The sequence below is a fragment of the Streptomyces sp. RLA012 genome (assembly GCF_056270325.1).
Genome location: NZ_JBWDPA010000002.1, coordinates 9,277,246 through 9,302,945, shown reverse-complemented (window position 1 = coordinate 9,302,945; position 25,700 = coordinate 9,277,246). Strand labels below are relative to the sequence as shown.

The following is a 25,700-nucleotide window of genomic DNA, read 5'->3' as shown; positions in this document are numbered from 1 at the left end:
GGGCACGTCCTGGGGCATCCCGACGTTCACCGCCGTCAGCCTGGCCACCACGCCACCCGATCGTTCCGCCCCGCGCCTCGGTCCCTGAAATGGATTCCTGTGTCGTCCTTCGTCGAAATAAAAGGCATGGTGTAACTCTTTCGATGGAGTCATGCATCATGCATGGATCTGGCTTCGGTACGTTTCCAGCAGGCGGAGCCAGATTTCACTGGCGGTCGGATAGCTGGGTACGACATGCCACAGCACGGAAATCGGGACTCTGGCGACAATGGCCGTCGTGGCGGAGTGGACGAGTTCCGCGACTCCCGACCCGACGAACGTCGCGCCCACCACCGTGTCGGTCCCCCGGTCGATGACCAGTTCGGCGCGCCCGAGGTAATCCTCACGCATCACATAGGTGCCGGCCAGGGCGGCCATGTCGTACTCGACCGTCGCCACGTCGAGCCCCTCCGCACGGGCCTGTCGCTCGGTCATGCCGGCCGATCCGACCTCCGGGTCGGTGAAGGTCACCTGCGGGTTGCCCCGATGCCCGTCGGCGGCGCCCAGCGCCCCGCTCGGCGCGTCGGCCGGCGTCCGTCCGGTGGCCCGGGCGGCGATCACCTCGCCGGCGACCCGCGCCTGGTACTTGCCCATGTGGGTCAGCAGCGCCCGTCCGCAGACATCACCGACCGCGTACAGCCAATGGCCGCCCACCGCCCGTACGGCCTGCTCGTCGTCGACCTCCAGAAAGCCCCCGTCGGGGCAACCCACCGACGACAGGCCGATGTCCTGGGTGTTCGGTGTGCGGCCGGTGGCGAGCACCAACTCGTCGGCGACGAGCGTGCTGCCGTCGTCCAGCCGGACCGTGACCTCCGCGCCGTGCGGCCGCCCGACTCCCGTGTCCCGCGGATCGTCGCGTCGTACCTCGGTGATCGATCTGCCGGGAAGCAGCCGCACTCCCGCGGCGGTCAACTGGTCGGCGACCATGCGTCCGGCGAAGGGTTCCGCCCGCGGGAGCAGGCCGGCGCGCCGGTACACGACGCTCAACTCCTCGACGCCCAGCGCCCTCAGCCAGGTCGCCGCCTCGCACGCGACCACCCCACCGCCCAGCACGACGACCCGGCGCGGCACCTCGTGCAGATTCGTGACGTCACGGGAGGTCCAGGGGCGTGCCTCGCTCATGCCCGGGATCGTCGGTACGGCGGTGCAGGAACCGGTGTCGATGACCACCGCGTGACGTGCGGTCAGTACACGCGTGCCGCCCGCGGCCCTCTCGACGGCCACCGAGCGTTCCCCGTCGAGTCGCCCGTACCCGCGTACGACGTCGATGCCGACGCCGAGCGCCCAACGGATCTGCGAGGAGTCGTCCAGCCCGTTCACGACGGCGTCCCGGCGGGCCAGTACCGCCGGGACGTCCAACCCTCGGCCGGCGAGCAGCGAGGCCACACCCGGCACATGCCCGGCATTGCCCAGCAACTCGGCGGGCCGCAGCAGGGCCTTGCTGGGCATGCACGCCCAGTACGAGCACTCACCGCCCAGCAGCTCGGCCTCCACCAGCACCGCGTCCAGACCCGAGAACTGCGTCGCGTACTGAGCCGCGTTCTCGCCCGCCGCCGCGCCGCCCAGGACGATGACGTCCCACTCGGAGCGATCAGGATCCACATGCGCTGCCATCATTCACGCCCTCGTAACCGGCATCGTTCACGCCCTCGTACACGAGAATTATGAAATCAGAGGACGGCGGCTCTCATATTTCTTCCGGGACGGCGATACCTACTCCTCGCGCTCGAGCTCCGCCTGAGCGCGCTGGGCATCGAGTTCTTTCTGGGCTGCCGCGTAAAGGTCGTGAACGAATTTCTCGGCCTTTTCTCCGGCCTTTTCTCCGGATGAATCACGCGTGAGATCCTTCAGCCGATCGACCCACATGTCGGCGGATTCAGTCATGTCAGCCTCCCATCCCGGACGCCATGACGTACTAAGGTTTGCCTGGGTTGCCCTTCCCCACAGGGAAAAGGCTACGCCTTCAGCCTGTTCTTGGCGCTGGGAGGTCACGCCGTCCGGCGGATCAGCGCCAGATACATGGCGTCCGTCCCGTGCAGATGCGGCCACAGCTGTACGTCGGGACCCTCGCCCAGCGCCGGGACGCCCGGAAGGAGCGGGCGGGCGTCGAGAAGTTCGGCGGAGCCGCCCTCGTAGTGCTTGAGCACGTCGTCCACGACCGCGCGGGTCTCGGCGAGGTGCGGCGAGCAGGTCGCGTACCCGACGACTCCGCCGATCCGCACGGAGTCCAGGGCCGTGCGCAGCAGCCCCCGCTGGAGCGGCGCGAAGCCCTCCAGATCCTCGGGGCGGCGCCGCCAGCGCGCCTCGGGACGGCGCCGCAGGGCGCCCAGACCGGTGCAGGGCACATCCATGAGCACACGGTCGAAGGTGCCGGGCAGCCACGGCGGGCGGGTGCCGTCGGCGGCGATGACCTGGTAGGGGCCGGGGTTACCGGCCAGCGCCTTGGCGACCAGACCGGCCCGGTGCGGCTGTTTCTCGGAGGCGAGCAGCACGGCGCCGCGCTCGGCGGCGATCCCGGCGAGCATGGCCGCCTTGCCGCCGGGTCCCGCGCAGCCGTCCAGCCACGCCCGGTCGGGCCCGTCGAGCGGGGCGTTCGCGAGGGCGAGCGCCACCAGCTGGCTGCCCTCGTCCTGGACGCCCGCACGGCCCTCCCGCACGGCGTCGATGGCACCCGGCTCGCCGCCCTCGGTGAGCCGCACGGCGTACGGCGACCAGCGTCCCGGCAGCGCGGACTCCTCCCCGAGGGCGTCGAGGAGTTCGTCGGCGGTGGAGCGCCCGGGCCTGGCCACGAGCGTGACCTCGGGCCGCTCGTTGTCGGCTTCGAGCAGATCCTCGATCCCGGCGCGAGGGCCGCCCAGCGAGTCCCACAGCGCCGAGACGACCCAGCGCGGATGCGAGTGCACGACGGCGAGGTGGTCCTCGGGGTCCTCGTCGTAGGGCGGCGCGACCTGCTCCAGCCAGCCGTCGAGGTCCTGCTGGGCGACCTTGCGCAGGACGGCGTTGACGAACTTGGCACGCCCGTCGCCGAGCACGACCCGGGCCAGCTCGACGGAGGCGGAGACGGCGGCGTGGGTCGGGATGCGCGTCCCGAGCAGTTGGTGCACACCGAGGCTGAGCACGTCGAGCACGGGCGGGTCCACCTCCCGCAACGGCCGGTCCACGCAGGCCGAGATGACGGCGTCGTACGTGCCCTGGCGGCGCAGCGTCCCGTACACCAGCTCGGTCGCCAGCGCCGCGTCCCGTCCGTCGAAGCCGCCCTTCTCTCGCGCCTTGCGCAGCAGCGGCGGAAGGACGAGGTTCGCGTACGCGTCCCGCTCGTCCACGGCCCGCAGCGCCTCGAAGGCGAGCATGCGGACCGGGTCCTTCTGGGGACGGCGGTAGGGCTTGCCGGGCTTGCGCGGCCCACGGGACTGCTCACTCACGAAAAAGGTGCTCCGGATCCTGGATGGTTCGACCCGTCCAGCCTACGTCGGCACGGCCGCGCGCGATCGATACGGTCCGGGCCCGCGCCCCGCGGGAGAACGCGGACGTCCGCCCGCCGCTCAGCCGCCCGGGATCACCAGTCCCGTCTCGTACGCGATCACGACCGCCTGGGCCCGGCTGTCCAGGTCGAGCTTGGTCATGGTGCGGTTGAGGTGGGTCTTGACGGTGGCCTCGCTGATGCAGAGACGGTCGGCGATCTCCAGGTTGGACAGGCCCCGGGCGGTCAGCTTCAGCACCTCGACCTCACGGGAGGTCAGCACGCCCAGGTCGGGTGGCGCGCCGTCCTGGGCCGGTCCGTGCTGCCGGGCGAAGGCCTCGATCAGCCGGCGGGTCACGCTGGGCGCGAAGAGGGCGTCGCCGCCGTCGACCGCGGCCACCGCGGCGAGCAGCCGCTCGGGGGCGTGGGCGCGCCCGTCGGGTTCGGGCCAGCCCTGGGCCGCCCGTGACACATGCCCCAGCAGCATGGCCACCGCGGTCATGGCCAGCGCGATCAGCGTGTCGACGACGAACGGCCGGGGCGTCCTCAGGCGCATCGCCGCAGCCTAGCTCCGGATCCCGGACGGTGCGTCAACCTCGGGCGCTACCACGGGAGTTGTACAACCTCGCGGCTACCACGCACGGTGCGGCGGAAGTTCCACCCGCGGTGGGACGCCGCGGCCGGGCCCCCTCTCCTACCGTCAGGACACAGCGGCACCACCCGTCGAGCGGAGCCGCAAGGCCCATGGGCTGTCCGGGGTGCCCGACCAGGGAACCGGCCCACGGCCCAAGGAGCCGGCATGACCCTGCGCAAGCGCATCGCCCTGGCCGCGGCCGTCCTCGCCCTGGGCGGCGGCCTCGCCGTACTGCCCGCGACCGGGGCATCGGCGACGACGTACACCTGCCACTACTCGCTCTCCGGCGACTACGCGTACGCCGGCTACTACGAGGACGTCAAGGTGCAGCCCTCGGCCGGCGTCGTGACCGCCGCGGGCATCGAGGCACAGTGCCTGCTCCGCCGGTCGGGCTACAACCCCGGCACCATCGACGGGGTCTTCGGAACCAACTCCCAGGCGGCGGCCACCCAGTTCCAGAAGGACATCAACCCCTACTGGAACGCCGACCTGGACGAGGACGGCAAGATCGGCCCGCAGAGCCGGCCCTGGCTGCGCCGCTTGGCCCACCTCTGAGCTGTCCGCACCGCCCGATCCGCCTGATCGCCCGATCCGCCCGATCCGCCCGATCCGCCCGATCCGCCAAAGAGCTGATGGCCCGCACCCACCGGGGGAGGTGCGGGCCATCGCGGTACGGCCGTGCACGGACGGGCCAGGGCCCTGTCCGGCCTCACGGTGCGTTCCCGCCGGTCAGACCCCGAGCCGCTCCCCGGAGGCGATGCGCACCCCGCGTGCCCAGTCGGCGGCGCGCATCGGCTTCTTGCCCTGGGCCTGGACCCAGAGGAGTTCGACGGCGTACGAACCGGTCCCCACATGCACGTTGTTCTTGCCGACGGACAGCTCGCCCGGCGCGAGGTCGGTGCGCTCGGGCACGGGCGCGGCCTGGATGAGCTTGAGCCGCTCGCCGCGGAAGACCGTCCAGGCACCGGGCGCGGGAGTGCACCCGCGCACGACCCGGCCGACGCGCAGCGCCGGCGTGGACCAGTCGACGTGGGCGTTCTCCACGCTGATCTTCGGCGCCAGGGTGACGCCGTCGACGGGCTGCGGTACGGCCTTCAGGGTGCCGTCCTCGATACCGTCCATGGTCGCGACGAGCAGCCCGGCACCGGCGAAGGCGAGCCGGGTGAGGAGATCCCCGCTGGTGTCGGTGGGCCGGACCTCCTCGGTGACGGTCCCGTACACGGGCCCCGAGTCGAGCCCCTCCTCGATGAGGAAGGTGGAGGCACCGGTGATCTCGTCCCCGGCCATGATCGCGTGCTGCACGGGGGCGGCGCCGCGCCAGGCGGGCAGCAGCGAGAAGTGCAGATTGACCCAGCCGTGGGCCGGCACGTCGAGGGCGACCCGGGGCAGCAGCGCCCCGTAGGCCACCACGGGACAGGCGTCGGGCCCGATCTCCCCGAGCCGCGTCAGAAAGTCCTCGTCCCGTGGCCTGACCGGCTTCAGCACCTCGATCCCGGCCTCCTCCGCCCGTTCGGCGACCGGGCTCGCGACCAGCCGCCGACCGCGCCCGGCCGGCGCGTCGGGCCGGGTGACGACGGCGGCCACCTCGTGCCGCCCGGAGGCGATCAAGGCGTCCAGAGCGGGAACGGCGACCTCGGGGGTACCTGCGAAGACGAGCTTCATGGGTGGCGGTTGGCCTCTCGGGCGGGAACGCTTCAGAGCCCTGTACGCACGCCGGCAAGGACGGGGTACGGGGCAGCGCACCAGTCTAAGCGGCGATGGGGCGTGCGGGCTCGGGTGCCGTTCGGACCCCGTACACACGAGCCCCTTCCGAACACGCGATCCCCTTCTGGAGATCCACGCGAGCCGACGGCGCACCGGGGGCGTACGCCCCCGGACGCGCCCTGTGCATATGCCCTTACGCCCCCGCAGCGTGACCACTCACCCCCGAACGCGTTGGTCAAGAGAGAGTTGACCACAACGGGCCGCGATCGCGGCCCGATCCTTTTCAACGCCGGTTCGAGAGGCTTGTTCATGGCCGACCACGCAACCCACGACGCCCAGGCTCGGGCCAGCCTGCACTTGCTGGTGCGGGACATCGAGCGGGTCCGCCGGCAGGTGGACGCACTGCGCACGCTCACCGCCCAACTGGGCAACGTCTACCGCCCGCGCCGCTCCGGCCCCTCCACGGGCTTCGTCGTCTACGGACGCGCCCCCGCCCCGACCGTCCGCCTCGCCCAGGAGCTGCGGGACAGCGTAGAGACCCTGGTCACGGCCGCCGTGGACTTCGACCGCTCACTGGGCTTCTCCTGGGACGCGGTGGGCTCGGCCCTCGGGGTCACCAAGCAGGCGGTGCACCGCCGTTACGGCGCCCGCCGCGCCGCCGCCCAGGCCGCCGCCGACGCCGAGCGGGCCACGGAGACGTCGGGCACCCGCACGGTCGCCGTCAACACCGGCATCCCCGCGGTACCGACGGTCCCGGCGGCCCGGTCCATGCCGACCCAGCCGACGGCGGGCAGCCCGACCCTCCGCGACGAGGCAAGGCCCACGGCATTCCCGGGCCCGCGCAACGGCTGACCCGCTCCTCGGCTGCCTCCCGGCACCGCCGAACCCGGGAGGCAGCCCTCAGCCCCACGTCACCCGATGTCCGGCGGATCGATCCGGATCCGTACGGGCTCGCTCCCCCCACGCGCCATCCGCGCCGCCTGCGCGGCCTTCAGCGCGGCCGCCAGCGCCGCCCCGCTCCCGGGGGGCACCCGGACAAGCACCCGCTCCCACCGCTCACCAGGCGGCGGCGCCCCCACCCGCCGCGGCCGCCCGGCATCCGTGACCGGCAGCGGCACCGGCCCCAGCACCTCGGCATCACCGGGAAGTTCGACCACGGCGAGAAACCCGGCGAGCGCCTCCGCCGTACCCGAGACGGCCGCCATCCGGGACACCGGCGGAAACCCCAGCTCGGCCCGCTCGGAGAGCTCACGCACCGCGTGCCCGACGGGATCCCACCGTACGAGCGCCTGCACGGGCCGCAGCGTCGGCTCCGCGACGACCACGACCGTGCCCCCCGCCCCCTGCCCGCGCACCAGCGCCGCCGCCCCGATCCAGCGCCGCAGCGCGTCCTCACCGGCCCGCAGATCGGGCCGCGACAGCATCGCCCAGCCGTCGAGCAGCAACGCGGCCGCGTACCCGCCCTCGGCGACGGGTTCGGCCCCCGGTGTGCTCACCACCAGCGCGGGCGCGCCCGGCACCGTGTCGAGCACCTGCTCCCGCCCCGAGGTCCGCACGGGCACGGCCGGAAAGGCCCGCCCCAGCTCCTCCGCGGTCCGCCGCGCCCCCACGACCTGGGCCCGCAGCCGGAAGCCGCCGCACTCCGGGCAGTGCCAGGCCGCCTCGTCCCGCCCGCACCACGCGCACACCAACGCCCCGGCGTCCCGGGCTTCCAACGGCCCGGCGCAGTGCCGGCAGCGGGCCGGAGCCCGGCACTGCGCACAGGCCATCCGCGGTACGTACCCACGCCGCGGCACCTGCACCAGCACGGGCCCGTGCCGCAGTCCCTCTCTCACCACCTGCCAGGCGACCGTCGGCAGCCGGGCGGCCCGCGCCGCCTCGTCGCGCGCGAGATCCCCGTCCCCCACGGTCCGCACCAGCGGCGCGCTCGCCCGCACCTGCTCCCGCTCGGCGACCAGCGGCAGCGCCCACCCGCTCTCGACCAACTGCGCGGCCTCGACGGTGCAGCCCCAACTGCCCAGCAGAAAGGCGCACTTGTCATGGGCTGCGCGCAGCAGCAGCACTTCGCGCGCATGCGGCTGCGGCGCGTGCTGCTCGCTGTGGCTGTCGTCCCCGTCGTCCCAGATGACGACGAGCCCCAGATCCCGTACGGGCGCGAACATGGCGGCCCGGGTCCCCACGACGGCCCGTACGGACCCACGCCGCACGGCGAGCCACTCCCGATACCGCTTCTCGGGCCCGGCCTCGGCGGTGAGCACCGCGTGCCGCCCCTCTCCCAGCAACGAGGTCAGCGCGGCATCGACACGAGTGACAGCCCGCCCGTCCGGTACGACCACGAGTGCGCCCCGCCCCGAGGCGAGCGTCGCGGCCACGGCTCCGGCGATCTCCTCGGCCCAGCCCGGCCCCGGCAACGCGTTCCACACGGCCCGGGGCGCCCCGCCCGCCGCGAGCGACTCCAGAAAGGCGGCCCCCCGCCCGTACCGCGCCCAGGACCCGGCCTCGGGCACTCCGGGAACGGGGAGCGGCGCCGGGGAGGGCTTGCCCTCGGCCCGTGCGTTGCGTGGTGGCACGGCGAGCTGCAGCACATCCGCAAGACTCCCGGCGTACCGATCGGCGACGGCTCGCGCGAGCCCCAGCAGCTCGGGCCCGAGCACCGGCTCGGGAGACACCACCTGGGCCAGCGCGGCGAGCGGCCCGGAGTAGTCGGACTCGGCGAGCCGCTCGACGAGGAACCCGTCGATCAGGCCCCCGCCTTCTCGCCGTCCCTCCCGCACCCGATGCCGCCCGGCCCCGAACCGCACCCGCACCCGCACGCCCGGCTGTGCCTCGGCGTCCATCTCCTCGGGCACGGCGTAGTCGAAGTACCGATCGAGATGGAGCACACCTTTGTCGACAAGGACACGCGCGACCGGCAGCTCCTTGGCGAGCGCGGCTCCCCGCCACGTCCGCGGCTTCGCCTTGGGTGCCCTGGCCTGCCGCACCCCTTCCCGAATCAACGCAAGCTGCTCGGGCGGCGCACCCTCCGCGCCGCCCTCACCCCACCCGTTCGCGCTGCTCACAGCAACATTCCTACCAGACCCCACTGACACCGCCGCGCGCCCGAGATCAGGCCGGCCACGGATCGCGAACGCCCCGAGGGCGCTTCTGCCATGGGCCACTCGGCCATACCCGTCCAAGGACCGGCAGCAGGATTCGAACCTTCGAGGGGATCACCCGGAAGTACCCGCGACCATCGCACCGGACGTCACGACGCCGGCTCTCCCGAGATCCAGGCGGCAGCGGACCATGATCCAGATTCATCGCGCACCCTTGGGCGCACTCCACCGAAGTAACCGCGGCCATCGCACCGGGAGACCCCGACCCTACGAACCCCGACCCCACCCGCACCACCGATTTACCCACCCGCCGCGACCGGCCCCTCGCTGACTCCCGCCGGGAAACGCTGAGGCCCGGCGCCCCCGAAGGGGTACCGGGCCTCACCGTGCAGGCGTTGCTTACAGGCCGACGGCCTTGCGCAGGGCCTCCACCCGGTCCGTGCGCTCCCACGTGAAGTCGGGGAGCTCGCGGCCGAAGTGGCCGTACGCGGCGGTCTGCGCGTAGATCGGGCGCAGCAGGTCGAGGTCGCGGATGATGGCCGCCGGGCGGAGGTCGAAGACCTCGGCGATGGCGGTCTCGATCTTCTCGGCGTCGACCTTGGCGGTGCCGAAGGTCTCCACGAAGAGACCCACGGGCTCGGCCTTGCCGATGGCGTAGGCGACCTGGACCTCGCAGCGGGTGGCGAGACCCGCGGCGACGACGTTCTTGGCGACCCAGCGCATCGCGTACGCGGCCGAACGGTCGACCTTGGAGGGGTCCTTGCCCGAGAAGGCACCGCCGCCGTGACGGGCCATGCCGCCGTACGTGTCGATGATGATCTTGCGGCCGGTCAGGCCCGCGTCGCCCATCGGGCCGCCGATCTCGAAGCGGCCGGTCGGGTTCACCAGGAGACGGTAGCCCTCGGTCTCCAGCTTGATGCCGTCGTCGAGGAGGGCCTTGAGCTCCACCTCCACCACGAACTCGCGGATGTCGGGGGCAAGGAGGGATTCGAGGTCGATGTCGCTCGCGTGCTGCGAGGAGACGACGACCGTGTCCAGGCGGACCGCCTTGTCGCCGTCGTACTCGATGGTGACCTGGGTCTTGCCGTCGGGACGGAGGTAGGGGATGGTCCCGTTCTTGCGGACCTCGGAGAGGCGGCGCGACAGACGGTGCGCGAGGTGGATCGGGAGCGGCATCAGCTCCGGGGTCTCGTCCGTCGCGTACCCGAACATCAGGCCCTGGTCGCCGGCGCCCTGCTTGTCGAGCTCGTCCTCTTCTTCACCTGCGGCGGCACCCTCGACCCGCTGCTCGTACGCCGTGTCGACGCCCTGCGCGATGTCGGGCGACTGCGAGCCGATCGACACCGACACACCGCAGGAAGCTCCGTCGAAGCCCTTCTTCGACGAGTCGTAGCCGATTTCCAGGATCTTGTCGCGGACCAGCTGGGCGATCGGCGCGTACGCCTTGGTGGTGACCTCGCCGGCCACGTGCACCAGGCCGGTCGTGATCAGCGTCTCCACGGCGACCCGGGACTTCGGGTCCTCGCGCAGAAGCGCATCGAGAATGGTGTCGCTGATCTGGTCAGCGATCTTGTCGGGGTGGCCCTCGGTCACGGACTCCGAGGTGAACAGGCGACGGGACACAACGCTCCCTGTGGTTGCAGCGGCTGCTGGCTGATCATTGGCGGACGGGACGAGAGCTGCGCTCGGCGTCGTCCGAGAACAGTTTATCGGTCACACTCGCCCGCAGGCCCCCCTGTCTCGCTTCTCGGAAGCGCTGTGACCTGCGGCACGGGCATTCTGTGCCATGACAAGCGGTCTGCACCAGGGTCGTCACACTCGATTTCACGAGATTGGACGCGCCTGTTGGGGTTAATGAGACTTTCATATGAGACGGCGTGTCACCAGGTCCCACACAGTCTCGGCCAGTGCCTCCTTGGGGCCGTACGGCACCGGGGTCTCACTGCCGTCCGCTCCCAGCACCACGGCCTCGTTCTCCTCGGAACCGAAGGTCTTGCGCTCGCCCACCTCGTTCACGACGAGGAGGTCGCACCCCTTGCGTTCCAGTTTCGTACGGCCGTTGGCGAGGACGTCGTCCGTCTCCGCGGCGAAGCCGACGACCACCTGACCGGGGCGGGGACGGTCCGCCGAGATCTCCGCGAGGATGTCCGGATTACGGACCAGAACGATCGGCTCCGGTTCCTGGCCGTCCTTCTTCTTGATTTTCCCGGCGGCGTACGCGGCCGGACGGAAGTCCGCGACCGCCGCCGCCATCACCACGGCGTCGGCGTCCGAGGCCGCCTTCAACACCGCCTCGCGCAGCTGTACGGCGGTCCCGACCTGGACGATGTCCACGCCCGCCAGTTCCGGCAGCCCGGTGTTCGCGGCGATCAGCGTGACCCGGGCGCCCCGCGCGGCCGCCGTGCGCGCCAGGGCGTACCCCTGCTTGCCGGAGGAGCGGTTGCCGAGGAAGCGGACGGGGTCGAGCGGCTCGCGGGTGCCGCCCGCGCTCACGACGACATGGCGGCCGGCGAGATCGGGCTCGGTCGCACCGCGCGCCAGCACCCTGCGGCAGACCTCGAAGATCTCCGCCGGATCGGGCAGCCGTCCCTTGCCGGTGTCGACACCCGTCAGACGTCCCACCGCGGGCTCGATGACGACGGCGCCCCGGCGGCGCAGCGTCGCCACGTTCTCCCGGGTGGCCGGGTGCTCCCACATCTCGGTGTGCATGGCGGGCGCGAAGACGACCGGGCAACGGGCGGTGAGCAGGGTGTTCGTGAGGAGGTCGTCGGCCAGGCCGTGGGCGGCCCTGGCGAGCATGTCGGCCGTCGCGGGGGCCACCACCACCAGGTCGGCGTGCTGCCCGATACGGACGTGCGGGACCTCGTGGACGTCCGACCAGACCTCGGTGGCGACGGGGTGGCCGGAGAGCGCGGACCAGGTGGCGGCGCCCACGAAGTGCAGGGCGGAAGCGGTGGGGACGACGCGTACGTCGTGGCCCGACTCGGTCAGCCTGCGCAGCAGTTCACAGGCCTTGTACGCGGCGATGCCACCGCTGACCCCCAGCACGACCTTGGGCTTGTCCACCGTCTCTCCCCGAACTCGGAAACGTACGACTCCATGACACACCACAGGCCCGACGGTCGCGCCGCCGGGCCTGGGATGAGTGATTGAACGACTACTGCGCGGGGCCCTCGACGGCCTCGGACGTCAGCAGACCCGCGTTGATCTCGCGCAGGGCGATCGACAGCGGCTTCTCGTGGACGTGGGTGTCGACGAGCGGACCGACGTACTCGAGGAGGCCCTCGCCGAGCTGCGAGTAGTACGCGTTGATCTGGCGGGCACGCTTGGCCGCGTAGATCACGAGGCTGTACTTCGAGTCGGTGGCCTCGAGGAGCTCGTCGATCGGAGGGTTGATGATGCCCTCGGGAGCGGTGATGGAAGAGGACACGCTCTGCCTTCCGAAAGGTGGAAAATGACCTGAAAGATCAAACAACTTCCACCAAGGCTAGCAGCTCGCGCGCCACGTCCTCGACGGAGGTGTTGACCAGGGTGACATCGAACTCCGGCTCGGCCGCCAGTTCGATCTTGGCGGCCTCCAGGCGGCGCTCGATCACCTCGGGCGGTTCGGTGCCCCGCCCGGTGAGCCTGCGCACCAGCTCCTCCCAGGAAGGCGGAGCCAGGAACACCAGCAGAGCCTCCGGCATGGACTCGCGGACCTGCCGGGCACCCTGAAGGTCGATCTCCAGGAGGACCGGGACACCGGCCTCCAGGTGTTCGAGGACGGCCGTACGGGGCGTCCCGTAGCGATTGCCGGCGAATTCGGCCCACTCCAGCAGCTCGCCGTTGGCGATCAGCTTGTCCATCTCCTCGTCGGAGACGAAGAAATAGTGCACTCCGTGCTTCTCACCGGGGCGCGGCTTACGGGTCGTCGCCGACACCGAGAGCCATACCTCGGGGTGTTCCTTGCGCATATGAGCGACGACCGTGCTCTTACCGACCCCTGAGGGGCCGGAGAGCACGGTCAGCCGCGGACGTTCACTCATGCAGCGATTATTCCAGCAATCCCGGTATGCCCAGGACTCAGGCGCCGGAGCCGCCGAACTCGCGCTCCAGGGAAGCGATCTGGTTCGAACCGAGGCCGCGCACGCGGCGGCTTTCGGAGATACCGAGTCGCTCCATGATCTGCTTGGCGCGGACCTTGCCCACGCCCGGCAGGGATTCGAGGAGAGCGGAGACCTTCATCTTGCCGATGACGTCGTTCTCCTGGCCCTGCTTGATGACCTCGTGAAGGGAGGCGCCGGAGTGCTTGAGTCGATTCTTGACCTCGGCCCGCTCCCGGCGAGCCGCGGCGGCCTTTTCGAGCGCGGCTGCGCGCTGTTCAGGGGTAAGGGGCGGAAGAGCCACGCCTACGTCACCTCGGATGTCGAACTGTCGGATACGGACCGGTGAGGAACCTAGTCGCCCCACACCTGGCGAGCTACGAGCAACACGCTTGCCCATTCGCTCTCGACGGAGACTAGCGGGCAAGTGCGCCAGAGTCAGCGAGAACAGAGGAAAAGTCCTGGTCAGCCTCCCTGGAGCCGGACATTTACGACATACTGCCCCGGATTTGAGGATGTATTCAGACTCGGGCCGCTCCGGAGCCACTCATCGGAGGACTGTCGACCGCCCCTCGAAGGTCTCAGACGGCGGCCACGGCGGCCCTGATCTCCTCCGCGAAGCGGTCCGCGGACTCCCGCAGCGCGAGGACGTCGGGTCCGTGACGCAGAACACCTCGGCTGACGTTCGGGACGACATTGCGCACCGCGGCGCCGAAGACACCCGCGAGATCCCCGGCCTCGGCCCCCTGGGCGCCGATCCCGGGCGCCAGGAGCGGTCCGTTGATGTCCAGGTCGTAGGAGGAGAGATCCCCCAGCGTGGCGCCGACGACCGCTCCGAAGGACCCCAGGGGCGTCTCTCCGGCGTTCTCCTCGGCAAGGTGGGCCAGCATGGTCGCTCCGACGTCGCGGCCGTCCCCGCGGACCGCGTGCTGCACCTCGCCGCCCTCCGGGTTGGAGGTCAGGGCGAGCACGAAGAGCCCGGCGCCGTTCTCGCGGGCCAGCTCGACCGCGGGCCTCAGCGAGCCGTAGCCCAGATACGGCGAGACGGTCAGCGCGTCCGAGAAGAGCGGCGCGTCCTTGCGCAGGAAGGTCTCCGCGTACGCGGCCATGGTCGAGCCGATGTCACCGCGCTTGGCGTCCATCACGACCAGCGCCCCGGCCGCCCGCGCCTCCTCGACCGACTTCTCCAGTACGGCGATGCCGCGCGACCCGAACCGCTCGAAGAACGCGCTCTGCGGCTTGAGGACCGCGACCCGCTCGGCCAGCGCCTCGACGACCGTGCGGCTGAACCGCTCCAGGCCCGCGATGTCGTCGCCGAGTCCCCAGTCGGTGAGCAGGGAGGCGTGCGGGTCGATGCCCACGCACAGCGGCCCGCGCTCGTCCATGGCGCGGCGCAGACGTGCGCCGAAGGGTTCCGGGCTCATGCCGCCCACCTCGCTCATACGGACTTCCTCACGTCGGCGCCGACCGCGTCGGCGAGGGTGGCGTACGGGCTCGTGCGAAGGCGTGCGGCGAGCCCCTTGTGGATGCCGCGGCCCCAGAACGGACCCTCGTAGATGAAGGCGCTGTATCCCTGGACCAGCGTGGCGCCGGCCAGGATGCGCTGCCAGGCGTCCTCGGCGTTCTCGATGCCGCCCACGCCCACCAGGGTGATCCGGTCGCCCACGCGCGCGTAGAGGCGGCGCAGCACCTCCAGGGAGCGTGCTTTCAGCGGCGCCCCGGAGAGCCCTCCGGCCTCCTTGACCAGAGAGGGTTCGGACTTCAAACCGAGTCCCTCGCGCGCGATGGTCGTGTTCGTGGCGATGATCCCGTCCAGGCCGAGTTCCACGGCGAGGTCGGCGACCGCGTCGACGTCCTCGTCGGCGAGGTCGGGCGCGATCTTGACGAGCAGCGGCACACGGCGGTCGGTGACCGCGCGGTCGGCGGCCTCGCGAACGGCGCTCAGCAGCGGCCGCAGCGCTTCCGTGGCCTGCAGATTGCGCAGGCCGGGAGTGTTCGGGGAGGACACGTTCACGACCAGGTAGTCGGCGTGCCGGGCGAGCCGCTCGGTCGACTTCACATAGTCGCCGACGGCCTCGGCCTCGGGGACGACCTTGGTCTTGCCGATGTTGACGCCCACCACGGTCCTGAAGACGGCCGTACGGGCCGCCAGGCGCTCCGCCACGGCCGCGGAGCCCTCGTTGTTGAACCCCATGCGGTTGATCAGCGCCCGGTCCGGCACAAGGCGGAACAGCCGCTTCCTGGGGTTGCCGGGCTGCGGCTCCCCCGTCACCGTGCCGATCTCGACATGGTCGAAGCCGAGCATCGACATCCCGTCGATGGCGACGGCGTTCTTGTCGAAGCCCGCCGCGAGGCCGAAGGGACCGTGCATCCGCAGCCCGAACGCCTCGGTGCGCAGTTCCTCGTGGCGGGGCGCGAGCGCGGCGGCGATGAACGTGCGCAGGACGGGGACGTGGACGGCGAGCCGGATCCAGCGGAAGGCGAGGTGATGGGCCTTCTCGGGGTCCATCCGCTTGAAGACGAGGTGGAAGAAGAGCTTGTACATGGTCATGTCCTCGAAAGGGCCCGCTGAAGGAGCCTCATGGCTGAAAGGGCCTCATGGCTGAAGGGACCTCATGAAGAGGGGGACACCGTTTCCGGTGTCCCCCTCGGGGCCGCTAGTCGCGGGCCGCGGTCAGATGCTCGGCGTGTTCCTGGAGCGAACGCACGCCCACGTCGCCGTGGTTGAGCGCGTCGATGCCCTGGACGGCGGCGGCGAGCGCCTGGACGGTCGTCAGGCACGGCACGGACCGGGCCACGGCCGCCGTACGGATCTCGTAGCCGTCGAGGCGGCCGCCGGTGCCGTACGGCGTGTTGACGATGAGGTCGACCTCGCCGTCGTGGATCAGCTGGACGATGGTCCGCTCGCCGTTCGGGCCGGTGCCCTCGGACTGCTTGCGCACGACCGTCGCGTTGATGCCGTTGCGCTTGAGCACCTCGGCCGTGCCGGAGGTGGCCAGCAGCTCGAAGCCGTGCGCGACCAGCTCGCGGGCCGGGAAGATCATCGAGCGCTTGTCGCGGTTGGCGACGGAGATGAACGCGCGGCCCTTGGTCGGCAGCGGACCGTACGCGCCCGCCTGCGACTTGGCGTACGCCGTGCCGAACACCGAGTCGATGCCCATGACCTCACCGGTGGAGCGCATCTCCGGGCCGAGCACCGTGTCGACGCCGCGCCCGTGGATGTCGCGGAAGCGCGACCACGGCATGACGGCCTCCTTGACGGAGATCGGCGCGTCGAGCGGCAGTTCGCCGCCGTCGCCGTGGGCCGGGAGCAGCCCCTCGGCCCGCAGCTCGGCGACGGTCGCGCCGAGCGAGATCCGGGCGGCGGCCTTCGCCAGCGGCACCGCGGTCGCCTTCGAGGTGAAGGGCACGGTGCGGGAGGCGCGCGGGTTGGCTTCGAGGACGTACAGAATGTCGCCCGCCATCGCGAACTGGATGTTGATCAGGCCACGGACACCGACGCCCTTGGCGATGGCCTCGGTGGAGGCCCGCAGACGCTTGATGTCGAACCCGCCGAGCGTGATCGGCGGCAGTGCGCACGCCGAGTCGCCGGAGTGGATGCCGGCCTCCTCGATGTGCTCCATGACACCGCCGAGGTACAGCTCCTCGCCGTCGTACAGCGCGTCGACGTCGATCTCGATCGCGTCGTCGAGGAACCGGTCGACCAGGACGGGCCGGGAGGGGCTGATCTCGGTCGACTCGGCGATGTACGAGGACAGCCGCGTCTCGTCGTACACGATCTCCATGCCCCGCCCGCCGAGCACGTACGAGGGCCGTACGAGGACGGGGTAGCCGATCTCGTCGGCGATGGCCTTGGCCTCGGCGAAGGTGGTGGCCGTGCCGTGCTTGGGGGCCGGGAGACCGGCCTCCGCGAGGACCCGCCCGAAGGCGCCGCGGTCCTCGGCGGCGTGGATCGCCTCGGGGGGCGTGCCGACGACCGGCACGCCGTTGTCCTTGAGCGCCTGCGACAGGCCCAGCGGGGTCTGGCCGCCGAGTTGCACGATCACACCCGCGATCGGGCCCGCCAGCGACTCGGCGTGGACGACCTCCAGCACGTCCTCCAGCGTCAGCGGCTCGAAGTAGAGGCGGTCGGAGGTGTCGTAGTCCGTGGAGACGGTCTCGGGGTTGCAGTTGACCATCACGGTCTCGTAGCCCGCGTCGCTGAGCGCGAAGGAGGCGTGGACGCAGGAGTAGTCGAACTCGATGCCCTGGCCGATGCGGTTCGGGCCGGAGCCCAGGATGATGACGGCCGGCTTCTCGCGCGCCGCGACCTCCGTCTCCTCGTCGTAGGAGGAGTAGAAGTACGGCGTCTTCGCCGCGAACTCGGCGGCGCAGGTGTCGACCGTCTTGTACACCGGACGCACGCCCAGCGCGTGCCGCACCTCGCGCACGACGTCCTCGCGCAGCCCGCGGATCTCGCCGATCTGCGCGTCGGAGAAGCCGTGCCGCTTGGCCTCCGCCAGCAGCTCCGGGTCCAGCTTGTCGGCGGCGGCCAGCTCGTCCGCGATCTCCTTGATCAGGAAGAGCTGGTCGACGAACCACGGGTCGATCTTCGTCGCCTCGAAGACCTCCTCGGGTGTGGCGCCCGCGCGGATGGCCTGCATGGCGGAGTTGATCCGGCCGTCGGTCGGGCGAACGGCCTCCCGCAGCAGTTCGTCCTTGTCGCCCGGCTCGCCGACGAACGTGAACTGGCTGCCCTTCTTCTCCAGGGACCGCAGCGCCTTCTGCAGCGCCTCCGTGAAGTTGCGGCCGATCGCCATGGCCTCGCCGACCGACTTCATGGTGGTGGTGAGGGTGGAGTCGGCGCTCGGGAACTTCTCGAAGGCGAAGCGCGGGGCCTTCACGACCACGTAGTCGAGCGTCGGCTCGAAGGAGGCCGGGGTCTTCTCCGTGATGTCGTTCGGGATCTCGTCGAGCGTGTAGCCGACTGCCAGCTTCGCGGCGATCTTGGCGATCGGGAAGCCGGTGGCCTTGGAGGCCAGCGCGGACGAACGCGAGACACGCGGGTTCATCTCGATGACGATGACCCGGCCGTCCTCGGGGTTCACCGCGAACTGGATGTTGCAGCCGCCGGTGTCGACGCCGACCTCGCGGATGACGGCGATGCCGATGTCCCGCAGGATCTGGTACTCGCGGTCGGTCAGCGTCATCGAGGGCGCGACGGTGATCGAGTCGCCGGTGTGCACGCCCATGGGGTCGAAGTTCTCGATGGAGCAGACGACCACGACGTTGTCGTGCTTGTCGCGCATCAGCTCCAGCTCGTACTCCTTCCAGCCGAGGATGGACTCCTCCAGGAGCACCTCGGTGGTCGGGGAGAGCGTCAGGCCCTGGCCCGCGATGCGGCGCAGCTCCTCCTCGTCGTGCGCGAAGCCGGAGCCGGCGCCGCCCATGGTGAAGGAGGGGCGGACGACCACGGGGTAGCCGCCGAGCGTCTCGACACCCCCCAGCACGTCGTCCATGGAGTGGCAGATCACGGACCGGGCGGACTCGCCGTGCCCGATCTTCGCCTGCACCGCCGCCACGACGCCCTTGAAGAGATCGCGGTCCTCGCCCTTGTTGATGGCCTCGACGTTGGCGCCGATCAGCTCGACGCCGTACTTGTCGAGGGTCCCCGCCTCGTGCAGCGAGATGGCCGTGTTGAGGGCCGTCTGGCCGCCCAGGGTGGGCAGGAGCGCGTCCGGGCGCTCCTTGGCGATGATCTTCTCGACGAACTCCGGGGTGATCGGCTCGACATAGGTGGCGTCGGCGATCTCCGGGTCGGTCATGATCGTCGCCGGGTTGGAGTTGACCAGGATGACCCTCAGGCCCTCGGCGCGCAGGACGCGGCACGCCTGGGTGCCGGAGTAGTCGAACTCGGCGGCCTGGCCGATGACGATCGGGCCGGAGCCGATGACCAGGACGGACTGGATATCGGTGCGCTTAGGCACGCTGGCCCTCCATCAGGGATACGAAGCGGTCGAACAGGTAGGCGGCGTCGTGCGGCCCCGCTGCGGCTTCGGGGTGGTACTGGACGCTGAAGGCCGGCTGGTCGAGCAGCTGCAGCCCCTCGACGACCTGGTCGTTCAGGCAGACGTGGGAGACCTCGGCGCGACCGTAGGGGGTCTCGGAGACCTTGTCGAGCGGCGCGTCGACGGCAAAGCCGTGGTTGTGCGCGGTGACCTCGACCTTGCCCGTCGTACGGTCCTGCACCGGCTGGTTGATGCCGCGGTGGCCGTACTTCAGCTTGTAGGTGCCGAAGCCGAGGGCGCGGCCGAGGATCTGGTTGCCGAAGCAGATACCGAAGAGCGGCGTCTTGCGGGCGAGGACTTCCCGCATGACGGCGACGGGACCGTCGGCGGTGGCCGGGTCACCGGGGCCGTTGGAGAAGAAGACCCCGTCGGGGTGCACGGCGTACACGTCCTCGGCCGTGGCCGTCGCGGGCAGCACATGCACCTCGATGCCCCGCTCGGCCATGCGGTGCGGGGTCATGCCCTTGATGCCCAGGTCGACGGCGGCGACGGTGAACTTCTTCTCGCCGAGGGCGGCGACGACGTACGCCTCCGTCGTGGCGACCTCTTCGAAGAGGCTGGCGCCCTTCATCTCGGGGGCCTGGCGCACCTCGGCGAGCATGGTGCCCTCGTCGGGCAGCGCGTTGCCGGAGAAGATGCCGACGCGCATGGCGCCGCGCTCGCGCAGGTGGCGGGTGAGGGCTCGGGTGTCGACACCGCTGATGCCGACGACGCCCTGGCTCCGCAGCTCCTCGTCCAGCGAGCGCCGGGCGCGCCAGTTGGAGGGCACGCGCGCGGGGTCGCGCACGACGTATCCGGCGACCCAGATCCGCTTCGACTCGGGGTCCTCGTCGTTGACGCCGGTGTTGCCGACGTGCGGGGCGGTCATCACGACGACCTGACGGTGGTACGACGGGTCGGTGAGGGTCTCCTGGTAGCCGGTCATCCCGGTGGAGAACACGGCTTCGCCGAAGGTCACCCCCACGGCCCCGTAGGCACGGCCACGGAACGTCCGGCCGTCCTCCAGGACGAGTACGGCGGAAACCTTGGCGGCTCCCCTGGTGGAGGTCGTCATCGTGCGCCTTCCGTGTCGATGCTCTTGTTGATCATGGCGTTGAGGGTGTCGACCCACTCGGTGTGCTCGGCGGCGCGGTCGGAGCGGAAGCCGGAGTCGATCAGCTTGTCGCCGTGCGCCCAGGTGACGACGAGCAGACCGCCCTCGCTGAGCACCTTCCCGGCGATGCCCTTGCCGAGCAGGGCTTCGCGCAGTGCCTCGGCCGGGATGAAGAAGTCGGTGGCCCCGGGGCGTACGACGTCCAGTCCCGCGTCCGTGAGCGTGAGCTCGACCCGGCTGCGGGTGCCCAGGCCGTGTGCCACGATGCGGTCCAGCCACTGCCCGGCCGTGGTGGAGCCGTGGTAGCGGCCGCTCATGCTCAGTGTCACCGGCCCGAGGTCTTCCGGCGCGGTCGGCAGCTCCGGCAGGTCACCCTGAAGGGTGCCGCGCCACTTCCAGCCCTCTCGCATCAGCCAGTAGACGAGGGCGACGAACAGGGCGAGGCCGACGAGCCAGCCGACCCGGGCGGCCCAGTCGGTCACTTCGGCCGACTTCTGTTCGGCAGCCACGGAGGCGGCCATCGGGATGAGAGGTGTCACGCGAGCTTCCCGTCGACGAGGGTGGCCTTGCCCCGCAGCCAGGTGTGCGTGACCCGGCCCGGCAGCTCACGGCCCTCGTAGGGAGTGTTGCGGCTGCGCGAGGCGAAGCCCGCGGGGTCCACGGCCCCACGGTATGCCGTGTCGACGAGCGTGAGGTTGGCGGGCTCACCTGCCGAGACGGGACGTCCATGACCGGCGGCCCGCCCGATCCGCGCCGGTTTGACCGACATGCGGTCCGCGACACCGGCCCAGTCCAGCAGTCCGGTCTCGACCATCGTCCGCTGCACTACGGACAGGGCCGTCTCCAGCCCGACCATGCCCATGGCGGCGGCGGCCCACTCGCAGTCCTTGTCCTCGTGCGGGTGCGGCGCGTGGTCGGTGGCGACGATGTCGATGGTGCCGTCGGCGAGCGCCTCGCGCAGGGCCGTCACATCACGCTCGGTGCGCAGCGGCGGGTTGACCTTGTAGACCGGGTCGTACGTGCGGACCAGTTCGTCGGTGAGGAGGAGGTGGTGCGGGGTCACCTCGGCGGTGACGTCGATGCCCCGCGACTTGGCCCAGCGCACGATCTCGACACTGCCCGCGGTGGACAGGTGGCAGATGTGGACGCGCGAGCCGACGTGCTCGGCGAGCAGGACATCGCGGGCGATGATCGATTCTTCGGCCACCGCGGGCCAGCCCTCGAGCCCCAGCTCGGCGGAGACGACGCCCTCGTTCATCTGGGCGCCCTCGGTGAGGCGGGGCTCCTGCGCGTGCTGCGCGACCACACCGCCGAAGGCCTTCACGTACTCCAGGGCCCGGCGCATGATCACCGCGTCGTCCACGCACTTGCCGTCGTCCGAGAAGACGGTGACGCCGGCCGCGGACTCGTGCATCGCGCCCAGCTCGGCGAGCTTCTTGCCCTCCAGGCCGACCGTGACGGCGCCGATGGGCTGCACATCGCAGTAGCCGTGCTCCTGGCCGAGCCGGTAGACCTGCTCGACCACACCGGCGGTGTCGGCGACCGGGAAGGTGTTGGCCATGGCGAACACGGCGGTATAGCCGCCGCTCGCCGCCGCCCGCGTACCGGTCAGCACGGTCTCGGAGTCCTCACGGCCGGGCTCGCGCAGATGGGTGTGCAGGTCGACGAGGCCCGGCAGGAGGACCTTGCCTTCGGCCTCGACGACCTCGGCGCCCTCGTCCGAGAGGCCGGTACCGACCGCCTCGATGACGGCGCCGTCGATCAGCACGTCCTGCGGCTCGCCGCCGAGCACCCTCGCACCACGGATCAGGATCTTGCTCATTCTTACTTCTCCTCGGTACGCGTGTGGGTGACGGCGGGCTCGTTGCCGCCCAGGAGCAGGTAGAGCACGGCCATGCGGATCGAGACGCCGTTCGCCACCTGCTCGACGACGGTGCAGCGGTCGGAGTCGGCGACCTCGGCGGTGATCTCCATGCCGCGGACCATCGGGCCGGGGTGCATCACGATGGCGTGCTCGGGCATCTTCGCCATGCGGTCGCCGTTGAGGCCGTAGCGCCGCGAGTACTCGCGCTCGGTCGGGAAGAACGCCGCGTTCATCCGCTCCCGCTGGACGCGCAGCATCATCACCGCGTCGGACTTGGAGAGGGTGCTGTCGAGGTCGTACGAGATCTCGCAGGGCCAGGACCCGACGCCGACCGGCACCAGGGTGGGCGGGGCGACGAGGGTGACCTCGGCGCCGAGCGTGTGCAGCAGGTCGACGTTGGAGCGGGCGACCCGGCTGTGCAGGATGTCACCGACGATCGTGATGCGCTTGCCGGACAGGTCCTGGCCGATCCCGGCGTCCCGGCCGACCAGGCGGCGGCGCATGGTGAAGGCGTCGAGCAGCGCCTGCGTGGGGTGCTGGTGGGTGCCGTCGCCGGCGTTGATCACCGCGGCGTCGATCCAGCCGGAGGTGGCGAGGCGGTAGGGGGCTCCGGAGGCGCCGTGCCGGATGACGACGGCGTCGACGCCCATGGCTTCGAGGGTCTGGGCGGTGTCCTTGAGGGACTCGCCCTTCGACACCGAGGATCCCTTGGCGGTGAAGTTGATGACGTCCGCCGAGAGGCGCTTCTCGGCGGCCTCGAAGGAGATCCGGGTGCGGGTCGAGTCCTCGAAGAAGAGGTTGACGACGGTGCGGCCGCGCAGGGTCGGCAGTTTCTTGATCGGCCGGTCGGCGACCCGGGCCATCTCCTCGGCGGTGTCGAGGATCAGGACGGCGTCGTCACGGGTGAGGTCGGCGGCCGAGATGAGATGACGCTGCATCTGTCAGGCTCCGTAAGGCAGTTCAGGAGAATTCGGGCAGGCGGGCGCGCGGCGGCGCACTCGGGGGCGTACGGCAGTGGCGCACACCGGAGTGCGGCTGCTATGCGTCCGGGGAGTTCCGCTTCACACCGAGCAGCACGGTGTCGCGACCGTCCTCCTCGGCGAGCTGGACCTTGACCGTCTCCCGCAGCGACGTGGGGAGGTTCTTGCCGACGTAGTCGGCGCGGATGGGCAGTTCGCGGTGGCCCCGGTCGACGAGGACCGCGAGCTGCACGGCGCGCGGACGGCCGATGTCGTTCAGCGCGTCGAGCGCGGCGCGGATGGTGCGGCCGGAGAAGAGCACGTCGTCGACGAGGACGACCAGCCGGCCGTCGATGCCGTCACCGGGGATGTCGGTGCGGGCCAGCGCACGCGGCGGGTGCATCCGCAGGTCGTCGCGGTACATGGTGATGTCGAGCGAGCCGACCGGGATCTTGCGATCGGTGATCTCCTGGAGCTTGTCGGCCAGTCTGCGGGCCAGGAAGACGCCCCGGGTCGGAATGCCGAGGAGCACCACGTCGTCGGCGCCCTTGGCGCGCTCGACGATCTCGTGGGCGATACGGGTCAGCACCCGCGCGATGTCGGGAGCCTCCAGAACGGCCCGCGCATCGGCTTCGTACTGCTGCTTGTCGTGCTCTGTGTCCATACGAAACGGACCTCCTTCTCCGCCTCACGGGACGGATCATTAAAGGACGTCGGATTTGCGCCATCCACGCTACCAGCCCGGCAACGCGCCTGATCACCCCCCTTTGAGCCACCATCGGTGACCCCCGCCGAAGGGCCGGTCCGGACCATTCGGCTTGACGGGGAAGAGTAACGCTGCGTAACCTCACAGTGAGTCACCAGAGTCACCAGCCGCGCGGCGGAGCCGCACGTTGATACAGCGTCCGGGGAGCTATATGTCCAGCGAATACGCCAAACAGCTCGGGGCCAAGCTCCGGGCCATCCGCACCCAGCAGGGCCTTTCCCTCCACGGAGTCGAGGAGAAGTCACAGGGACGCTGGAAGGCGGTCGTGGTCGGGTCGTACGAGCGCGGCGACCGCGCCGTCACCGTGCAGCGCCTCGCCGAACTGGCGGATTTCTACGGGGTCCCCGTGCAGGAGCTGCTGCCCGGCACCACTCCGGGCGGCGCCGCCGAGCCGCCGCCGAAGCTCGTCCTCGACCTGGAGCGCCTCGCCCACGTGCCGGCCGAGAAGGCAGGCCCCCTGCAGCGCTACGCCGCGACGATCCAGTCGCAGCGCGGTGACTACAACGGCAAGGTGCTGTCGATCCGCCAGGACGACCTGCGCACCCTCGCCGTCATCTACGACCAGTCGCCCTCGGTCCTCACCGAGCAGCTGATCAGCTGGGGCGTCCTCGACGCCGACGCGCGCCGCGCCGTCGCCCACGACGAGGGCTGACCCCTTCGGGCAGTTCAGCAGAAACGTGCCGCCGGGGTGGCCGGAACCGAGAGGGTTCCGGCCACCCCGGCGGTTTTGTGCGCGCCTCAGGGAGCTCCGACGCCCCTCTGGGCCCGGGAGTGCCCCAGGTACGCCGGAGGGCCCGCAGCGACTGCTGCGGGCCCTCCGTGATGGCCTCTACGAGTGGCGGCCAGGTGCGGCCGGGCGACAACGGCACACCTCCGCCGGTACCCGCCCTCCCGCCCCGCGGCGGAACGCCTACGCCTCGTCGCGGCGCAGCGACGGCTTCAGGTCCTTCAACCGGCCCAGCAGACCGTTCACGAACGAGGGGGACTCGTCCGTGGAGAACTCCTTCGCCAGCTGCACCGCCTCGTCGAGCACCACGGCGTCGGGGGTCCCGTCGACCCAGATCAGCTCGTAGGCGCCGAGGCGCAGGATGTTGCGGTCGACGACCGGCATCCTGTCCAGCGTCCAGTCGACGGCGTAGGTCGCGATGAGCTCGTCGATCCGCTTCGCCTTCGGGGCGTAGCCCTCGACCAGCTGCATCGTGTACTCGCTGACCGGTGGTTGCCGGGTGTCGGTCCGGGAGTGCCGGATCCAGTCCGCGAGGACCGTCAGGACGTCCACGCCGCGCTGGTCGCCCTCGAAGAGGATCTGGAAGGCGCGCTTGCGGGCCGTGTTGCGGGCAGCCACGGTTAGCTGTTCACCCGGCCGAGGTAGTCGCTCGTGCGGGTGTCGACCTTGATCTTCTCACCGGTGGTGATGAAGAGCGGGACCTGGATCTGGTGGCCGGTCTCCAGGGTGGCGGGCTTGGTGCCACCGGTGGAGCGGTCGCCCTGGACGCCCGGCTCGGTCTCCTGGACGACCAGCTCGACGGCGGCCGGCAGCTCGACGAAGAGCACCTCGCCCTCGTGCTGCGCGACCGTGGCGGTGAAGCCCTCGATCAGGAAGTTCGCGGCGTCGGCGACGGCCTTGCGGTCGACCATGAGCTGGTCGTAGGTCTCCATGTCCATGAAGACGAAGTACTCGCCGTCCATGTACGAGAACTGCATGTCGCGCTTGTCGACAGTGGCCGTCTCGACCTTGACGCCGGCGTTGAACGTCTTGTCGACGACCTTGCCGGAGAGCACGTTCTTCAGCTTGGTGCGCACGAAGGCGGGGCCCTTGCCGGGCTTGACGTGCTGGAACTCGACGACGGACCAGAGCTGGCCGCCTTCGAGCTTGAGCACCAGGCCGTTCTTGAGGTCGTTCGTGGAAGCCACGGTTGCGGAATCTCCTGGACTGACGTGGACGACCCCGGGGCAC

23 protein-coding genes and 1 pseudogene are annotated in these 25,700 nt (G+C 70.8%); 3 read left to right on the top strand and 21 right to left on the bottom strand.

What is annotated here, in order from left to right; translation table 11 throughout:
• Positions 1 to 156: 156 nt before the first annotated feature.
• From RV986_RS42360 to RV986_RS42345, 4 genes and pseudogenes are all read right to left on the bottom strand, one after another.
• A complete protein-coding gene (locus tag RV986_RS42360) occupies positions 157 to 1,656 on the bottom strand; it encodes a dihydrolipoyl dehydrogenase family protein (RefSeq protein WP_475922466.1) in 1,500 nt (499 codons plus the stop codon).
• Positions 1,657 to 1,752: 96 nt separating this feature from the next.
• Complete coding sequence (locus RV986_RS42355) at positions 1,753 to 1,923, bottom strand: hypothetical protein (protein WP_475922465.1); 171 nt, start codon at positions 1,921 to 1,923, stop codon at positions 1,753 to 1,755.
• 104 nt (positions 1,924 to 2,027) lie between these two features.
• A complete protein-coding gene (locus tag RV986_RS42350; protein WP_475922464.1) occupies positions 2,028 to 3,461 on the bottom strand; it encodes an RsmB/NOP family class I SAM-dependent RNA methyltransferase in 1,434 nt (477 codons plus the stop codon).
• A gap of 120 nt (positions 3,462 to 3,581) precedes the next feature.
• Positions 3,582 to 3,920: pseudogene (locus tag RV986_RS42345) on the bottom strand (response regulator transcription factor); the annotation flags it as partial.
• Positions 3,921 to 4,298: 378 nt separating this feature from the next.
• On the opposite strand from RV986_RS42345, the gene RV986_RS42340 reads away from it, so the two are divergent.
• Positions 4,299 to 4,688, top strand: coding sequence for a peptidoglycan-binding domain-containing protein (locus RV986_RS42340; protein WP_475922463.1), 390 nt, complete (start codon positions 4,299 to 4,301; stop codon positions 4,686 to 4,688).
• A 174-nt stretch (positions 4,689 to 4,862) separates the two neighbouring features.
• Here the strand turns inward: RV986_RS42340 and fmt are convergent, their stop codons facing one another.
• Positions 4,863 to 5,795 carry a methionyl-tRNA formyltransferase gene (gene fmt / locus RV986_RS42335; protein ID WP_475922462.1) on the bottom strand — a complete coding sequence of 311 codons (933 nt, stop codon included), beginning with the start codon at positions 5,793 to 5,795 and terminating at the stop codon, positions 4,863 to 4,865.
• A 351-nt stretch (positions 5,796 to 6,146) separates the two neighbouring features.
• Here fmt and RV986_RS42330 point away from each other — a divergent pair, with 351 nt between their 5' ends.
• Positions 6,147 to 6,689 (top strand): hypothetical protein, encoded by a 543-nt coding sequence (locus RV986_RS42330; RefSeq protein WP_475922461.1) that lies wholly within the window; start codon positions 6,147 to 6,149, stop codon positions 6,687 to 6,689.
• 59 nt (positions 6,690 to 6,748) lie between these two features.
• On the opposite strand, the gene RV986_RS42325 is transcribed toward RV986_RS42330, so the two are convergent.
• The 14 genes from RV986_RS42325 to pyrR all read right to left on the bottom strand — a co-directional run bounded on the left by RV986_RS42325 (position 6,749) and on the right by pyrR (position 23,641).
• Positions 6,749 to 8,896, bottom strand: coding sequence for a primosomal protein N' (locus tag RV986_RS42325; RefSeq protein ID WP_475922460.1), 2,148 nt, complete (start codon positions 8,894 to 8,896; stop codon positions 6,749 to 6,751).
• 435 nt (positions 8,897 to 9,331) lie between these two features.
• Complete coding sequence (metK, locus tag RV986_RS42320) at positions 9,332 to 10,555, bottom strand: methionine adenosyltransferase (RefSeq protein ID WP_475922459.1); 1,224 nt, start codon at positions 10,553 to 10,555, stop codon at positions 9,332 to 9,334.
• 240 nt (positions 10,556 to 10,795) lie between these two features.
• On the bottom strand, positions 10,796 to 11,998 hold the full coding sequence (coaBC, locus tag RV986_RS42315; protein ID WP_475922458.1) for a bifunctional phosphopantothenoylcysteine decarboxylase/phosphopantothenate--cysteine ligase CoaBC: 1,203 nt from the start codon (positions 11,996 to 11,998) through the stop codon (positions 10,796 to 10,798).
• 91 nt (positions 11,999 to 12,089) lie between these two features.
• Positions 12,090 to 12,362: a DNA-directed RNA polymerase subunit omega gene (gene rpoZ / locus RV986_RS42310; protein WP_003982715.1), complete on the bottom strand. Its 273-nt coding sequence runs from the start codon at positions 12,360 to 12,362 to the stop codon at positions 12,090 to 12,092.
• 37 nt (positions 12,363 to 12,399) lie between these two features.
• Positions 12,400 to 12,957, bottom strand: coding sequence for a guanylate kinase (gene gmk / locus RV986_RS42305; RefSeq protein ID WP_475922457.1), 558 nt, complete (start codon positions 12,955 to 12,957; stop codon positions 12,400 to 12,402).
• 37 nt (positions 12,958 to 12,994) lie between these two features.
• Positions 12,995 to 13,318, bottom strand: a complete 324-nt coding sequence (locus RV986_RS42300; protein WP_016638838.1) for an integration host factor — start codon at positions 13,316 to 13,318, stop codon at positions 12,995 to 12,997.
• 277 nt (positions 13,319 to 13,595) lie between these two features.
• A complete protein-coding gene (gene pyrF, locus RV986_RS42295; RefSeq protein ID WP_475924635.1) occupies positions 13,596 to 14,438 on the bottom strand; it encodes an orotidine-5'-phosphate decarboxylase in 843 nt (280 codons plus the stop codon).
• Positions 14,439 to 14,452: 14 nt separating this feature from the next.
• The gene (locus RV986_RS42290; RefSeq protein WP_475924634.1) at positions 14,453 to 15,559 is read right to left on the bottom strand and encodes a quinone-dependent dihydroorotate dehydrogenase; all 1,107 of its coding nucleotides are present in this window, start codon (positions 15,557 to 15,559) and stop codon (positions 14,453 to 14,455) included.
• 112 nt (positions 15,560 to 15,671) lie between these two features.
• Positions 15,672 to 18,980, bottom strand: a complete 3,309-nt coding sequence (gene carB, locus RV986_RS42285) for a carbamoyl-phosphate synthase large subunit (protein ID WP_475922456.1) — start codon at positions 18,978 to 18,980, stop codon at positions 15,672 to 15,674.
• Entirely contained in the window at positions 18,973 to 20,115 is a 1,143-nt protein-coding gene (gene carA, locus RV986_RS42280; RefSeq protein ID WP_475922455.1) for a glutamine-hydrolyzing carbamoyl-phosphate synthase small subunit, read from the bottom strand. Before carA ends, carB begins: the two co-directional genes overlap by 8 nt.
• On the bottom strand, positions 20,112 to 20,675 hold the full coding sequence (locus RV986_RS42275; RefSeq protein ID WP_475924633.1) for a PH-like domain-containing protein: 564 nt from the start codon (positions 20,673 to 20,675) through the stop codon (positions 20,112 to 20,114). The genes carA and RV986_RS42275 overlap by 4 nt, the downstream gene beginning before the upstream one ends.
• A 14-nt stretch (positions 20,676 to 20,689) precedes the next feature.
• On the bottom strand, positions 20,690 to 21,976 hold the full coding sequence (locus tag RV986_RS42270) for a dihydroorotase (protein WP_475922454.1): 1,287 nt from the start codon (positions 21,974 to 21,976) through the stop codon (positions 20,690 to 20,692).
• Positions 21,977 to 21,978: 2 nt separating this feature from the next.
• Positions 21,979 to 22,956 carry an aspartate carbamoyltransferase catalytic subunit gene (locus RV986_RS42265; protein WP_475922453.1) on the bottom strand — a complete coding sequence of 326 codons (978 nt, stop codon included), beginning with the start codon at positions 22,954 to 22,956 and terminating at the stop codon, positions 21,979 to 21,981.
• Between the two features lie 100 nt (positions 22,957 to 23,056).
• A complete protein-coding gene (gene pyrR / locus RV986_RS42260) occupies positions 23,057 to 23,641 on the bottom strand; it encodes a bifunctional pyr operon transcriptional regulator/uracil phosphoribosyltransferase PyrR (protein ID WP_475922452.1) in 585 nt (194 codons plus the stop codon).
• Between the two features lie 253 nt (positions 23,642 to 23,894).
• Between pyrR and bldD the strand changes: the two genes are divergently transcribed.
• Positions 23,895 to 24,395, top strand: a complete 501-nt coding sequence (bldD, locus tag RV986_RS42255; RefSeq protein WP_037621142.1) for a transcriptional regulator BldD — start codon at positions 23,895 to 23,897, stop codon at positions 24,393 to 24,395.
• Positions 24,396 to 24,653: 258 nt separating this feature from the next.
• Here bldD and nusB read toward each other — a convergent pair whose 3' ends face one another.
• Both nusB and efp read right to left on the bottom strand, forming a co-directional pair.
• Complete coding sequence (gene nusB / locus RV986_RS42250) at positions 24,654 to 25,088, bottom strand: transcription antitermination factor NusB (RefSeq protein ID WP_475922451.1); 435 nt, start codon at positions 25,086 to 25,088, stop codon at positions 24,654 to 24,656.
• A gap of 2 nt (positions 25,089 to 25,090) precedes the next feature.
• The gene (gene efp / locus RV986_RS42245; protein ID WP_475922450.1) at positions 25,091 to 25,657 is read right to left on the bottom strand and encodes an elongation factor P; all 567 of its coding nucleotides are present in this window, start codon (positions 25,655 to 25,657) and stop codon (positions 25,091 to 25,093) included.
• Positions 25,658 to 25,700: the final 43 nt, after the last annotated feature.